Below are 13,827 nucleotides of genomic sequence, written 5' to 3' on the forward strand. Positions count from 1 at the left end.
CCTTTACTTGCTTGGGGGGACGGTGCCTCGCGAAGGCGGACAGCACCGGAACGAGCGCCATTGTCGCGCCGCAACATGAAAAAGACGAGCTAAACTTCCTAAACCAACATTAGCGGAACTTAATTCGATGCGTATCGACCATGCCCAGCTGCGTGCCCTGGCCGCAGTGATCCGCGAAGGCAGCTTCGACCGCGCCGCGCAGTCGCTGAATGTCACCCCGTCCGCCATCTCGCAGCGGGTCAAGGCGCTGGAGGACCGGATCGGCCGGCTGCTGGTCAAGCGCGGCACCCCGGCCACCGCCACCGCCGAGGGGCAGTTGCTGGTGCAGCTGGCCGAGCAGACCGCCCTGCTCGAGCACGATGCGCTGCACCGGATGGGCCTGGCCGACGAGGACCTGCCACAGGCCAGCATCCCGGTGGCGGTGAACCACGACAGCCTGGAAACCTGGTTCCCGCAGGCGGCCTACCAGTTCGCGCAGACCACCGGCACCACGCTGGACCTGCGCGTGGAAGACCAGGACCACACCGTGGAGCTGCTGCGCCAGGGCACGGTGCTGGGCGCGGTGACCACCCTGGACGAGCCGGTGCAGGGCTGCCAGATCCATGCGCTGGGCAGCATCCGCTACGCCGCCACCTGTACCCCCGAGTTCCGCGAGCGTCATTTCGCCAAGGGCGTGACCGCGCAGGCGCTGGCGCAGGCCCCGGTGCTGGTGTTCAACCGCAAGGACGACATGCAGTCGCGCTTCGCCCGGCGCATGGCCGGCGACGACCTGCCCAGCACCGCGCCGACCTGGTGGATTCCGTCCACGCGCGCCTTCGTGCAGGCCAACCTCGGCGGCATGGGCTGGACGATGAATCCGTTGCCGCTGGTCAAGCGGCACCTGGACGCGGGCCGCCTGGTCTACGTACGGCAGCGCGCATGGGAAGACGTGCCGCTGTACTGGCAGCATTGGAAGGGCGACGTGCAGACCATGGCCTTGCTGACCCGCGCGGTGCTGGAGGCCTCCTCGGCACTGATCCGGCGCAAGCGCTGAAAAGGGGACGGAGGGGATTAAGTCGTATAAGGCCCAAGCGACACATCGGGCAAAGACGACTTAATCCCCTCCGTCCCCTTTTTGCTCCATCCAATCTCCATCAACCCTCCACGCCGGGTCCATGCGTGATGCGGATACTGGTCGGCCGATCAATGCAAGGAGGCCCTGCATGCCTGTATTCGTCCGCGATGCGCGCCCCGAAGATGCCGCCGCCTGCATCGACCTGCGCGGGCGCACCCGCGAAAACGCCTTCAGCGCCGCGCAGTTGGCAGAGCTGGGCATCACCGAGGGCAGCTGGGCAGCCGGCATCGCCCAGGGCGATTCGATCGGCCGCGTCGCCTGGGAGGGCGAGCGCATGGCCGGCTACTGCTTCGCCGACCGCGACAGCGGCGAGGTGCTGTTGCTGGCCCTGCTGCCCGAGTATGAAGGCCGCGGCATCGGTCGGCAGCTGCTGCAGGACGTGGTCAGCCTGACCCGCGATGCCGGCCACCAACGCCTGTTCCTGGCCTGTTCGGCCGACCCACGCTCGCGCTCGCATGGCTTCTACCGGCGCCTGGGCTGGCGCCCGACCGGGCAGGTCGACGAAGCCGGTGACGAGATTCTTGAGCTGGTCTGAGTGAAGCTGTCGCCAGGGATGGCCCGACGCTGGCAAGGCTTCGTTCGCCGGGTATCACCCGGCGCCAGCGGGTGAGGATGGCGCGAAACGCCGGATGCTGCGTTGCATCAAAAACAGACCGGATCCGGTTAGAATCGCATATGGATGCTGCAAGGCGTTGTTTCTTCACGCCCTTTCCCTGTCCCACGCGCATCCTGACCCCTTCCCCTCCGCCAACGATCCCGCCCCCATGAAGAAATTTGGCAAGGCTCTTCTCGCCCTGCTCGTGCTGCTGTTGCTGGCCGCCGCGCTGTTCCTGTACTGGCCGCTGACCCAGCGCTCGGTGCCCGCCGCCAGCAACGACAAGCCCGTCGACGTTGTGCTGGTCGGCGCCGGCATCATGAGCATCACCCTGGCCACCTACCTGCAGGAACTGCAGCCGGACTGGAACATCCAGGTCTACGAACGCCTCGACGGCGTCGCCGGTGAAAGCTCCGACGGCTGGAACAACGCCGGCACCGGCCACTCGGCCTTCGCCGAACTGAACTACACCCCGGAACTGCCCGACGGCAGCATCGAGACCAAGCGCGCGGTCGGCATCGCCGAATCGTTCGAGGTCTCGCGCCAGTTCTGGTCGCACCAGGTGAAGGAAGGCCGGCTGGGCCAGCCCAGCGACTTCATCAACCCGACCCCGCACATGAGCTTCGTCTGGGGCGATGACAACATCGCCTACCTGCACAAGCGCCAGCAGGCCCTGGTGAAGAATCCGCTGTTCTACGGCATGCAGTACTCCGAGGATCCGGCCCAGATCAAGCAGTGGGCCCCGCTGCTGATGGAAGGCCGTGACCCGAAGCAGAAGGTTGCCGCGACCTGGATGCCGCTGGGCACCGACGTCAACTTCGGCGTGATCACCCGCCAGCTGACCGCCGGCCTGCAGCGCAGCCCGAACTTCAGCCTGCACCTCAACCACGAAGTGAGCGCGCTGCGGCAGAACGCCGACAAGAGCTGGAACGTGACGGTGAAGGACCTCAAGGCCGGTACCGAGTCCACCACCCACGCCCGCTTCGTGTTCATCGGTGCCGGTGGCGCTGCACTGAAGCTGCTGCAGATGTCCGGCATTCCGGAATCGAAGGACTACGCCGGCTTCCCGGTCGGTGGCCAGTTCCTCGCCTTCCAGGGCCAGGACGTGACCTCGCGCCACGGCGTGAAGGCCTACGGCATGGCCGAGACCGGCTCGCCGCCGATGTCGGTGCCGCACCTGGATGCGCGCAAGCTGGACGGCAAGCCGGTGGTCCTGTTCGGGCCGTTCGCGCTGTACAGCACCAAGTTCCTCAAGCACGGTTCGTGGTGGGACCTGTACTCGTCGGTGAACCACAACAACGTCGGCCCGATGCTGGAAGTGGGCAAGGACAACCTGGACCTGGTGCAGTACCTGATGGGCCAGGCGCGCCTGAACGATGCCGACCGCCAGGCCGAGCTGGTCAAGTACTTCCCCACTGCCAAGCCCGGTGACTGGAAGCTGGTGACCGCCGGCCAGCGCGTGCAGATCATCAAGCGTGATCCGCTGAAGGGTCCGGTGCTGCAGTTCGGTACCGAGATCGTGACCGACAAGGACCACACCCTCGCCGCCCTGCTCGGCGCTTCGCCGGGTGCGTCGACCTCGCCGCCGATCATGCTGGACCTGATGGCCAAGGCCTTCCCGGACCAGATGAAGGCCGGCTGGGAAGCCCGCCTGCGCGAGATCGTTCCGTCGTACGGGCACAAGCTCAACGACAGCGCCGCGCTGGTCAACGAGATCCGTACGCTGACCAGCCAGACCCTGCATCTGCCGTATCTGGAGGTGCCGGTGGATGCGAACGCGGCATCGCCCGCTGCGGCTGCAGTGCCGGCAGCGGCCAAGGAAAAGCGCAACGCCAACGAGGAACTGCAGGCGCTGTAAGCCCGCAGTTTGCTTTCGATGCAGACGGACGGCCACCTTCGGGTGGCCGTTTGTTTTTGTGCGAGGTGGGTCGGATCCCTCCCGCACGGAAGGGCTCTGACCTGCACCTGGGCGCCGATGATGGGGTCAGAGTGGGTCAGAACCCATTACCTGCGGCGACGGGATCCGACCCCGGCCCGCCACTGCTCTGCGCCGGAAAGCCCCTGCGAATGACGCGAATTGTAATGTTGTTAAGAATTATTTACATTTGCGTCCTGTGCAGTGATCGCACCTCCCCAGATGGACCTGACCGTGCCCGAAGCCGCCGCCCCGGGTGCTGGACGACTGTTGCCGCCCTTCCCCGCTTCCGAGCCTCGAGCCCACCATGTCCCTGATCCTCCGTAACCGCCTGCCCCGCCGCGCGTTGCTGCCGGCTGCCCTGCTTTCGTCGCTGACCCTGCTGGCCACGCCCAGCGCGTTCGCCGCCGCCGATGGCACTGCCGATGCCAAGACCCTGGACCGGGTCAGCGTCCGCGCCGAACAGTCCGCACCACCGTCGAGCACCACGCGCCTGCCGATCACCCTGCAGGAGACCCCGCAGTCCGCCACCGCCATCAGCCTGCAGCGCCTGCAGGACGAATCACTGTTCAGCATCAACGATGTGATGCGCAATGTGACCGGCGTGAGCGTGTCCTTCTATGACACGCAGCGCCCGCTGTACTACGCGCGCGGCTTCGCCATCACCGACTTCCAGGTCGATGGCATTCCCACCTACAGCGGCTCCACCAACCAGGAGTACGACACCGCCTTCTACGACCGTATCGAAGTGATCCGCGGCGCCAACGGCCTGCTCAGCGGCTCCGGCGTCCCGTCGGCCACGGTCAACCTGCTGCGCAAGCGCCCGGGCAAGGAATTCGATGCGTCGTTCGCGGTCAGCGCCGGCAGTTGGGACTACCGTCGCATGGAGGCCGACGTGACCGCGCCGCTGACCGCCGACGGCCGCTTCCGCAGCCGCGTGGTCGCCGCCTACACCGATCGTGGCCTGTATTACGACCGCTACGACGAGAACAAGATGGCCGGCATGGCGGTGCTGGAAGGCGACGTCACCGACAGCACCACGATCACCCTCGGTTACCAGAGCCAGGACAACAACCCCACCGGCTCGACCTGGGGCACCGTGCCGTTCTTCGACAACCAGGGCCATTTCGCGCACCTGCCGCGCTCGACCAACCTGTCGCCGAAATGGAGCTACTGGAAGCGCGAGAGCAACACCGCCTTCGCCAACCTGGAACAGCGTTTCGGCGACAACTGGCTGCTGAAGATCAACACCGCCTATACCCGTGGCAACGTGCAGAACGTGCGTCTGTACGGCACCGGCAACCCGGACCCGGTGACCGGCTCGGGCATCTACCTGCGCGCGGCCGCCGGTGATTCGAAGGACACCCGCCGCAATGTCGATGCCTACCTGACCGGCAGTTTCGATCTGTTCGGCCGCGACCACGACGTGACCCTCGGCGCACAGTGGTCGGACCTGGAAGGCACGACGAATACCCTGGCACTGAACTTCCCGAGCGACTGGGCGCGCTGCGGCGGCGAGCGCTGCTACTACATTCCCAACGTGTACAACTGGAACGGCGACATCTCCGAGGTGACCTACCGCCGCACCGGCGCGCGCCGCGTGGCCAAGACCACGCAGAGTGGCGTCTACCTGGCCACCCGCCTGCGCCTGGCCGATCCGCTGTCGCTGATTGCCGGCGCACGCCTGAGCCGCTGGGAAACCCTCACCCGCTCCTACAACGCCGCTGGCACCTACACCGGCACCAGCGGCGCGTACAAGGTGAGCGATGAAGTCACTCCCTACGTGGGCCTGGTCTACGACATCACCCCGAACGTGTCGGCCTATGCCAGCTACACCGAGATCTTCAACCCGCAGAACTTCAAGGACCGCAACGAGAACCTGCTGGCACCGGTGCAGGGTTCGAACCTGGAAGCGGGCATCAAGACCCAGTGGCTGGACGGCCGCCTGACCGCCAACGCCGCCGTGTTCGAGGCCAAGCAGGACAACTACGCCGTGCGCGACATGGGCGTGCCGGAAGGTTCGCTGAGCGATGGCACCTCCGCCTACATCGGCGTCAACGGCACCAAGGCACGCGGCTGGGAAGTGGACGTCAACGGCGAGATCCTGCCGGGCTGGACGGTCAATGCCGGCTACACCCACGTCAAGGTCACCCGCGCGGCTACCGACCTGCTGTACGCCAACCCGCCAAAGGATCTGTTGCAGCTCAACACCCAGCTGCAGCTGCGCGGTGCGCTGGAACGCCTGAGCGTTGGCGGTGGCGTGCAATGGCAGAGCAAGGTGCAGGGCTACAACATCGCCTACCCGCTGGGCGGCACGGTGACGGTGAACCAGCCGGCCTACATGCTGGTGCAGTTCAATGCCAACTACCGCATCAGCGACAGCTGGACCGCAACGCTGAGCGTGCGCAACGCACTGGACAAGACCTACTGGGCGAATCTGGACTACAACAACTACGGCGAACCGCGCTTCGTGTCGGCCAGCCTGCGCTGGAAGTTCTGAGCAACCCGCGAACCGGTGGGTGCCTGGTGGGTGCCGACCGTTGATCGGCACGCCCTCCGCCACGACCCACCGTCGCGGCATACCTGAATGGGCCCGCCTCCGCGCGGGCCCTTCCTTTTGCTGCACTGCAGGTTGCGGCGCCCTTCGTAATTATGTCGTAATTACATCGACACCAATCGGAAGCCGGTCGATGAACCCGAGCTGGGATACGTTGGAACGCAGCCGCCAGGCCCGCCTGGAACGTGCCGCGCCGTGGGCCCGGGGACGCGAGGTCGCCGCCGGCGACGTAGGCGAGCTGCTGCATGCACTGCTGGAGCCAGGCGACAAGGTCTGCCTGGAGGGCAACAACCAGAAGCAGGCCGATTTCCTCGCCCAGGCCCTGGCCGATCTTGACCCGGCCCGCGTGCACGACCTGCACATGGTGCAGTCGGTGCTGTCGCTGCCGTCGCACCTGGATGTATTCGAGCGTGGCATCGCGTCGAAGCTGGACTTCTCGTTCTCCGGCCCGCAGTCAGTGCGGTTGGCCAACCTGGTGGCTGAAGGGCGCATCCAGATCGGTGCCATCCACACCTACCTGGAACTGTTCGGCCGCTACTTCATCGACCTGACCCCGCGCGTGGCCCTGGTCGCCGCGCAGGCCGCAGACCGGCACGGCAACCTGTACACCGGGCCGAACACCGAAGACACGCCGGTGATCGTCGAAGCCACCGCCTTCGGTGGCGGCATCGTCATCGCCCAGGTCAACGAGATCGTCGACACCCTCCCCCGCGTCGACATTCCCGCTGACTGGGTCAACTTCGTGGTGCAGGCGCCGAGGCCGAACCATATCGAACCGCTGTTCACCCGCGACCCGGCGCAGATCTCCGAGATCCAGGTGTTGATGGCGATGATGGCGATCAAGGGCATCTACGCCGAGTACGGCGTGAACCGCCTCAACCATGGCATCGGCTTCGACACGGCGGCCATCGAACTGCTGCTCCCCACCTACGCCGAATCGCTCGGCCTGAAGGGAAAGATCTGCCAGCACTGGGCGTTGAACCCCCACCCGGCACTGATTCCGGCAATCGAATCGGGCTTCGTCAGATCGGTGCATTCGTTCGGTTCGGAACTAGGCATGGAGAAGTACATCGCCGCGCGAGGCGATGTGTTCTTCACCGGCGCCGATGGCTCGATGCGTTCCAACCGCGCCTTCTCGCAGACCGCCGGCCTGTATGCCTGCGACATGTTCATCGGTTCCACATTGCAGATCGACCTGCAGGGCAACAGCTCCACCGCCACCCGCGACCGCATTGCCGGCTTCGGTGGCGCACCGAACATGGGCTCGGACGCACGCGGCCGGCGCCATGCCAGCGAGGCCTGGATCAAGGCCGGCCAGCAGGCCGCGCGCCCGGGTGAGATGCCGCGTGGGCGCAAGCTGGTGGTGCAGATGGTGGAAACCTTCCGCGAGCACATGGCGCCGGCCTTCGTCGAGCGCCTCGATGCCTGGGACCTGGCCGAACGCGCGAACATGCCGCTGCCGCCGGTGATGATCTACGGCGACGACGTCAGCCATGTGCTGACCGAGGAAGGCATTGCCAACCTGCTGCTGTGCCGCACCCCTGAGGAGCGCGAACAGGCGATCCGTGGCGTGGCCGGCTATACCGCCGTGGGCATGGGGCGCGACCGCGCGATGGTGGAGAACCTGCGCGACCGCGGCGTGATCCGCCGTCCCGATGACCTCGGCATCTCCGTGCGCGATGCCAGCCGTGACCTGCTGGCGGCGCGTTCGGTGAAGGACCTGGTGCGCTGGTCCGGCGGCCTGTACGACCCGCCCAAGCGCTTCCGCAACTGGTAAGGGGCTGAGCATGGAAACCCTCGACTATCGATTCGAAGGGCACACTGCGGTGCAGTTTCCGCGCGATGCGGTGCTGGTCGGCGTGCTGGCCTCGGGCAACCTGGAAATCCTGCTGGAGCCGGCCGCACTGGACGGCGCGATGACGGTGCGCATCATCACCGCCGCGAAGGGCTTCGGCAGCGTGTGGCAAGCGGTGATCAGCGACTTCGCACAGCGTCATCCGCTGCGCGATGTACGCATCTCGATCAACGATGCCGGTGCGACCCCGGCGGTAGTCAGCCTGCGCCTGGACCAGGCCGTGGAAACCCTGCGTGCTGGAGATCCACGATGAACCGGACGCAGCGCTACAGCTACTACGAAGCCGCTGCGCGCGAGCGTATCGCCAGCCTGGTCGATGCCGGTTCCTTCAGGGAATTCCTCGGCCCGGCGCGGCGGATGATAAGCCCGCACCTGGCACAGCTCGACCAGCCCGCGGCGTTCGACGACGGCATCGTTGTCGGCGAAGCCACGCTGCGTGGCCGACGCGTGCTGCTGGCCGCGCAGCAGGGTGAATTCATGGGCGGCGGGGTGGGCGAAGTGCACGGCGCCAAGCTGACCGGGCTGCTGCGTCGTGCAGCCGAAACACATCCCGAAGGCGTGCTTCTGCTGCTGGACACCGGTGGTGTGCGCCTGCACGAAGCCAATGCGGGGCTCATCGCCATTTCCGAGATCATGCGCGCCACCCTGGACGCGCGTGCAGCGGGTGTGCCGGTGATCGCGCTGATCGGCAGCGGCAACGGCGCCTTCGGTGGCATGGGCATCGTCGCCCGCTGCTGCACTAGGGTCATCATGTCCGAAGAGGGGCGCCTGTCGCTGTCCGGCCCGGAAGTGATCGAAACCGTGCGTGGCGTGGAAGAGTTCGATTCCCGCGATCGCGCGCTGGTCTGGCGCGTAACGGGAGGCAAGCACCGCTACCTGATCGACCAGGCACAGGTGCTGGTGCCCGATGCCATCGAGGCCTTCGCGCAGGCGGCCAGCAACGCGCTGCAGCCTGATACCAGCAGCACCGATCCGGATACTGCACTGGCTGCGCTGCAGGAACGCCATGCGGCATTGAAGGCGCGCGTGCAGGCCTGGGGCGATTGCCGCGATGGCCTGGAGATCTGGGCCCGCCAAGGCATCGCAGCCCCCGAGCGACTACCGCTGCTCGACACCGATGAGTTCCTCATCGCCACCGCCGACCGGAGCCTGCCATGAGCATGCCGCTGCAGACCCTGCTCGATGCGTTGTTCCCGCATGGGCATGCCATTGCGGTGAATGATTCGGTGCTGACCGGCAGCGCTGCCACCGAGGATGGCGAGGTGACCGTGATCGGTACCGCCGACAAACTCGAAGTCGGCGTGGACCACGCACTGGCACTGGCCGAAACCGTGCTTGCCAGCACCGGCGCACATCCACAGCGACCGATCGTGATGCTGGTGGATACCTCCGGACAGCGCCTGGCGCGGCGCGACGAACTGTTGGGCATCAATGGTTGCTTTGCGCATCTCGCGCAGACGCTCGATCTGGCACGCCGCCGTGGTGCGCGCCTGATCACCCTGGTCTACGGCGAATCCGTCAGTGGCGGCTTCCTCTCATTCGGCCTGATGGCCGACCACATCCACGCCCTGCCCGATGCACAGGTGCGGGTGATGGACCTGCGCGCAATGGCGCGGGTGACCAAGCAACCGCTGGAGAAACTGCAGGCGCTCAGCCAGACCTCGCCGGTGTTCGCACCGGGCGTGGAAAACTACGTGGCGATGGGCGCGGTGGATTCGATCTGGAGCGGCGAGCTGGCCGCACACCTGCTGCAGGCGCTGCGCACGCCCACCGATGGCGACCGCCGCGCCGTGCAGGGTGCCGAACGTGGCGGTCGCATGCTGGCCGCACGCGTGGCTGCAGCCGTGAGCCAGGGCGATGCCTGAGCGGCTGCCACGCCATACGCTGGTCTGGTTGCCAGCGCACGCCCGCTGGCAGGCGGACATCGCCGCGCATGAGCCGCGCTTGGGCGACTGGTTTGCGCAGGGGTTGCCCGCCATCGTCGCCCGGCGAGCCGCCGACGATGCCGATCCCCGCCTGCGCCTCGGCGTGCCGCTGCCACCCGCCGAGGGCAAACTGCGCCTGGCCCTGCGCGTGCCGGCACACGATGTGCTGCGCACCGCAGCGCCACCGACACTTCAGGCGGTGCTGGAAGGCGACCTTGTGCAGGACTGGCAGCGCCCGCTGCAGGCATTGCAGGACATCGCCGCAGCGCGTGTATTCGGTGCCTTCGCATGGCAGCACCTCACGGGCCTGCACTATGTGCACGCGCGCTCGGACATCGATCTGCTGTGGCGGATCGACACCGCCGCACAGGCCGATGCCCTGGTCGCACGGCTGCAGGCATGGGAGACCGAACACGGCCGGCGGGTCGATGGCGAATTGTGCCTGGTGGATGGTGGCGCGGTGAACTGGCGCGAATACGCCGGGCGCAGCCGCGAGGTACTGGTCAAGCGCCTCGATGGTGCCGCACTGGAACTACGTGATGCGTTGTTCGCCTCCACCGGGGTGAGCGCGTGACCGCCCTCGTGCAACCGGCGGTCAGGCCAGCTGCCGTGGACAGCGCGCGTCTGGGGCGCCTCGCCATCGCCAGCCTGCACGCCGAACTCGCCCTTGCACCCAAGCCAGGGTTGGTCACCCCCTTCGACAGCGGCAGCCACCACGACATGGACGCCGGCACGTTCCTGCGCAGCCTGTTCGCGCTGCGCCACTACTTCGTCGCCGTGGCCGACGCCGGTGTCAGCGCGGCGCCGTTCCAGACGTTGCGCCGGCACGGCATCGCTGCGGAGATATCGATGCTGCGCGCGACCGCCGGCATCAATACCCATCGCGGCGCGGTCTTCAGCCTTGGCCTGCTGGTGGCGGCTTCCGCTGCCTGTCGGGGCCGCGCGGGCGGTGCCATCGCAGCCGAGCAGGTCTGCCAGGAAGTGCGCCGCTGGGCTGCCGAGCTCGCCGGCGCACCGCTGGATGCGAACAGCCCTGGCCAGCGCGCGCGCGCACGGCACGGCGTGCAGGGTGTGCGCGAACAAGCGGCCGCCGGCTACCCGCTGCTGCGCGAGGTGGCACTGCCTACCCTGCGCCACGCGCTGGCCAGCGACCTGTCACGCGAGGCCGCGATGTGCCAGACCCTGGTGCAGCTGATCGCGTGCGTGGATGACCTCAACCTGCTGCACCGTGGCGGCGCCAACGGCCTGCGCTGGGCCCAGCAACAGGCGCGAGGCTTCCTCGATGCCGGCGGCGTCTTCGTACCCGGCTGGCAGGCACGCCTGCACAGCATCGGTAATGGATTCGTCGCACGCCGGCTGAGCCCCGGCGGCAGTGCCGACCTGCTGGCCTGTGCCTGGTTCCTGCTGCAGCAGGAGGTCGCATGAGCCTTGCCCTGCTCTGCCCCGGCCAAGGTGCGCAGCATGCGGCGATGTTCGGCCGCGTGCGCGATCTGCCCGCCGTGCGCGACGTACTGGAGACCGCCAGCGCAGTGCTTGGACGCGACGTGTTCGCGGCAGCTGCTGACGAATCGCGCTTCGACAATGCTCTGGCGCAGCCCTTGCTGTGTGCAGCCAGCCTCGCGCATTGGCAGGGCCTTCGCGAAGCGGTGCCTGCACCGGTGCTGGTGGCCGGCTACAGCATCGGCGAGCTCGCCGCGCACGCCATCGCCGGCAGCTTCGATGCCACCACCTGCCTGGCGCTGGCTGTGCAACGTGCGCAGTTGATGGACAGCGCCAGCCCCGCCGATGCAGGCCTGCAGGCAGTGCTCGGGCTGGACCGCCGCAGCCTGCAGTCGCTGTGTGATGCGCAGGGCACCTACGTGGCCATCGCCAACGGGCAGGACCATTTCATCGTGGGCGGCACGCACGCCTCGTTGCAGCGGCTGGCCGATGCAGCGCGGGCGCAGGGCGCGGACATCCGTGTGCTGCCGGTGCGCGTGCCCGCACACACACCATTGCTGGCGGCGGCGGTCGCACCGTTCGCTGCCGCACTCGATGCATCGCCACTGCAGGCCCCACGCCTGCCGCTGCTGGCCGGCATCGATGCGCGACCGGTGCGGGACCGCGCAACGGCAGTCAGCACGCTGTCGTTGCAACTGACGCAGACCATCGAATGGGCGCAGGTGATGCGCCAGGCCTTCGAGCGCGGCACGCGCGTGTTCCTGCAGCTGGGCCCGGGCAACGCGCTGGCGCGCATGGTCGCGCCGGCCTACCCGTGCTGCGAGGTGCGCGCTGTGGAAGAGTTTCAGAGCCTTGAAGGCGCCGCGGCCTGGGTCCGCAGCGCGCTGGAGCGGCTGCAGTAACGGGTTCGAGCAGTACGTATCACGCAACAGGCCGTACGTCGCCTTACCCCGGGATGGCGGGTCTCCATCCGCGCTGTACGTGAGTCACGTGTCTGGGAGGGCGCATGAGTCCACAAATCGCAACGATCATCGGTCTGGTGATCATGTTCATCGTCGCCACCGCGATGCCAATCAACATGGGTGCCGTCGCTTTCGCGCTGGCCTTCATCGTCGGCGGGCTGTGGGTCGACATGGGCGGCAAGGAGGTCCTGGCTGGCTTTCCCGGCGATCTGTTCCTGACCCTGGTCGGCATCACCTATCTGTTCGCCATCGCGCAGAAGAACGGCACCATCGACCTGCTGGTGCACTGGGCAGTAAAAGCCGTGCGCGGCCATATCGTGGCCATTCCGTGGGTGATGTTCGTGATCACCGCAGTCCTCACCGCGTTCGGTGCGCTGGGCCCGGCGGCGGTCGCGATCATCGGTCCGGTCGCGCTGCGCTTTGCCAAGCAGTACAACATCAATCCACTGATGATGGGCCTGCTGGTCATCCATGGCGCGCAGGCCGGTGGCTTCTCGCCGATCAGCGTGTACGGCAGCATCACCAACGGCGTGGTGCAGAAAGCCGGGCTGGAAGTGACCGAGATGGCGGTATTCCTGACCAGCCTGGGCTTCAACTTCATGATGGCGACGATCTGCTTCTTCGCGTTCGGCGGCATCGTCCTGCTGCGGCGTGGCTCGATCACCGCGGCCGGAACGATCGGCAATGCCGAGCTGGCGATGGCCGGTGGCCCGCAGGCATCGTCGCGGCAATTCGCCATTGAAGGCCATGGCGCGCTGGTCGCAGCTGGCGGCGGCACGCTCAGCAATGATCCGGCGGCACTGGATGCGGTGAGCCTGACCCGCGAGCGGTTGTTCACCCTGATCGGCCTGCTCGGCCTGGGCGTGGCCGCGCTGATCTACAACCTCAACGTCGGCCTGGTCTCGATCACCGTGGCTGTCGCGCTGGCACTGCTGTCGCCACAAAGCCAGAAGGGCGCGGTGGATGGCATCAGCTGGTCCACCGTGCTGCTGATCTGCGGTGTGGTGACCTACATCGGCGTGCTGGAACATGCCGGCGCGGTGGACTTCATCGGCAATGGCGTGTCCGACATCGGCATTCCGCTGCTCGGCGCGCTGCTGGTCTGCTACGTCGGCGGCATTGTCTCCGCATTCGCCTCGTCGGCTGCGGTGCTGGGCGCCACGATTCCGCTGGCGGTACCGTTCCTGATGCAGGGTCACCTCAGCGCCGCCGGCGTGATCTGCGCGCTGGCGGTGTCGTCCACCATCGTCGATGTCAGCCCGTTCTCCACCAATGGCGCACTGGTGGTGGCTTCGGCAGCCAAGGAGGAACGCGAGACCCTGTTCCGCCGTTTCCTGGTCTACAGCGGCCTGGTGGTAGCCCTGGGGCCGCTGCTGGCCTGGCTGGTATTCGTGGTACCGGGCTGGATGTAACCACCCAACGGTAGTGCCGGCCGCTGGCCGGCAATCCCATGAAGTCATCCAG

Annotated in this window: 12 protein-coding genes; all 12 read left to right on the forward strand. The window is 67.0% G+C overall.

The genetic code is table 11. The annotated features are described in order from the left end of the window. Positions 1–127: 127 nt before the first annotated feature. The 12 genes from AC5P68_RS08885 (at position 128) to AC5P68_RS08940 (ending at position 13,775) form a co-directional block, all read left to right on the forward strand. The gene (locus AC5P68_RS08885) at positions 128–1,033 is read left to right on the forward strand and encodes a LysR family transcriptional regulator ArgP (RefSeq protein ID WP_005408522.1); all 906 of its coding nucleotides are present in this window, start codon (positions 128–130) and stop codon (positions 1,031–1,033) included. A 169-nt stretch (positions 1,034–1,202) separates the two neighbouring features. Further along, entirely contained in the window at positions 1,203–1,649 is a 447-nt protein-coding gene (locus AC5P68_RS08890; protein WP_288416747.1) for a GNAT family N-acetyltransferase, read from the forward strand. Positions 1,650–1,878: 229 nt separating this feature from the next. Next, entirely contained in the window at positions 1,879–3,567 is a 1,689-nt protein-coding gene (gene mqo, locus AC5P68_RS08895; protein WP_414497857.1) for a malate dehydrogenase (quinone), read from the forward strand. Between the two features lie 364 nt (positions 3,568–3,931). Continuing rightward, the gene (locus AC5P68_RS08900) at positions 3,932–6,124 is read left to right on the forward strand and encodes a TonB-dependent siderophore receptor (protein WP_495216956.1); all 2,193 of its coding nucleotides are present in this window, start codon (positions 3,932–3,934) and stop codon (positions 6,122–6,124) included. A gap of 190 nt (positions 6,125–6,314) precedes the next feature. Then, positions 6,315–7,958 carry a malonate decarboxylase subunit alpha gene (mdcA, locus tag AC5P68_RS08905; RefSeq protein WP_149500797.1) on the forward strand — a complete coding sequence of 548 codons (1,644 nt, stop codon included), beginning with the start codon at positions 6,315–6,317 and terminating at the stop codon, positions 7,956–7,958. Between the two features lie 10 nt (positions 7,959–7,968). Beyond that, positions 7,969–8,289, forward strand: coding sequence for a malonate decarboxylase acyl carrier protein (mdcC, locus tag AC5P68_RS08910; RefSeq protein ID WP_014646339.1), 321 nt, complete (start codon positions 7,969–7,971; stop codon positions 8,287–8,289). Beyond that, positions 8,286–9,194: a biotin-independent malonate decarboxylase subunit beta gene (locus tag AC5P68_RS08915; protein ID WP_288415912.1), complete on the forward strand. Its 909-nt coding sequence runs from the start codon at positions 8,286–8,288 to the stop codon at positions 9,192–9,194. Before mdcC ends, AC5P68_RS08915 begins: the two co-directional genes overlap by 4 nt. Before the next feature lie 2 nt (positions 9,195–9,196). Continuing rightward, a complete protein-coding gene (mdcE, locus tag AC5P68_RS08920; protein ID WP_288415919.1) occupies positions 9,197–9,901 on the forward strand; it encodes a biotin-independent malonate decarboxylase subunit gamma in 705 nt (234 codons plus the stop codon). Further along, complete coding sequence (gene mdcG / locus AC5P68_RS08925; RefSeq protein WP_033833336.1) at positions 9,894–10,535, forward strand: malonate decarboxylase holo-[acyl-carrier-protein] synthase; 642 nt, start codon at positions 9,894–9,896, stop codon at positions 10,533–10,535. Before mdcE ends, mdcG begins: the two co-directional genes overlap by 8 nt. 35 nt (positions 10,536–10,570) lie before the next feature. Beyond that, a complete protein-coding gene (gene mdcB, locus AC5P68_RS08930; protein ID WP_111173088.1) occupies positions 10,571–11,386 on the forward strand; it encodes a triphosphoribosyl-dephospho-CoA synthase MdcB in 816 nt (271 codons plus the stop codon). Continuing rightward, positions 11,383–12,303 (forward strand): malonate decarboxylase subunit epsilon, encoded by a 921-nt coding sequence (gene mdcH, locus AC5P68_RS08935; RefSeq protein ID WP_033833334.1) that lies wholly within the window; start codon positions 11,383–11,385, stop codon positions 12,301–12,303. The genes mdcB and mdcH overlap by 4 nt, the downstream gene beginning before the upstream one ends. Before the next feature lie 104 nt (positions 12,304–12,407). Continuing rightward, the gene (locus tag AC5P68_RS08940; protein WP_288415917.1) at positions 12,408–13,775 is read left to right on the forward strand and encodes an SLC13 family permease; all 1,368 of its coding nucleotides are present in this window, start codon (positions 12,408–12,410) and stop codon (positions 13,773–13,775) included. Positions 13,776–13,827: the final 52 nt, after the last annotated feature.

The sequence above is a fragment of the Stenotrophomonas sp. YJH_SMC_58 genome (assembly GCF_059369635.1).

Coding starts and splice junctions, on each gene's coding strand:
- AC5P68_RS08885 (WP_005408522.1), top strand. CDS start 128: ATGCGTATCGACCATGCCCAGCTGCGTGCCCTGGCCGCAGTGATCCGC.
- AC5P68_RS08890 (WP_288416747.1), top strand. CDS start 1,203: ATGCCTGTATTCGTCCGCGATGCGCGCCCCGAAGATGCCGCCGCCTGC.
- mqo (WP_414497857.1), top strand. CDS start 1,879: ATGAAGAAATTTGGCAAGGCTCTTCTCGCCCTGCTCGTGCTGCTGTTG.
- AC5P68_RS08900 (WP_495216956.1), top strand. CDS start 3,932: ATGTCCCTGATCCTCCGTAACCGCCTGCCCCGCCGCGCGTTGCTGCCG.
- mdcA (WP_149500797.1), top strand. CDS start 6,315: ATGAACCCGAGCTGGGATACGTTGGAACGCAGCCGCCAGGCCCGCCTG.
- mdcC (WP_014646339.1), top strand. CDS start 7,969: ATGGAAACCCTCGACTATCGATTCGAAGGGCACACTGCGGTGCAGTTT.
- AC5P68_RS08915 (WP_288415912.1), top strand. CDS start 8,286: ATGAACCGGACGCAGCGCTACAGCTACTACGAAGCCGCTGCGCGCGAG.
- mdcE (WP_288415919.1), top strand. CDS start 9,197: ATGCCGCTGCAGACCCTGCTCGATGCGTTGTTCCCGCATGGGCATGCC.
- mdcG (WP_033833336.1), top strand. CDS start 9,894: ATGCCTGAGCGGCTGCCACGCCATACGCTGGTCTGGTTGCCAGCGCAC.
- mdcH (WP_033833334.1), top strand. CDS start 11,383: ATGAGCCTTGCCCTGCTCTGCCCCGGCCAAGGTGCGCAGCATGCGGCG.
- AC5P68_RS08940 (WP_288415917.1), top strand. CDS start 12,408: ATGAGTCCACAAATCGCAACGATCATCGGTCTGGTGATCATGTTCATC.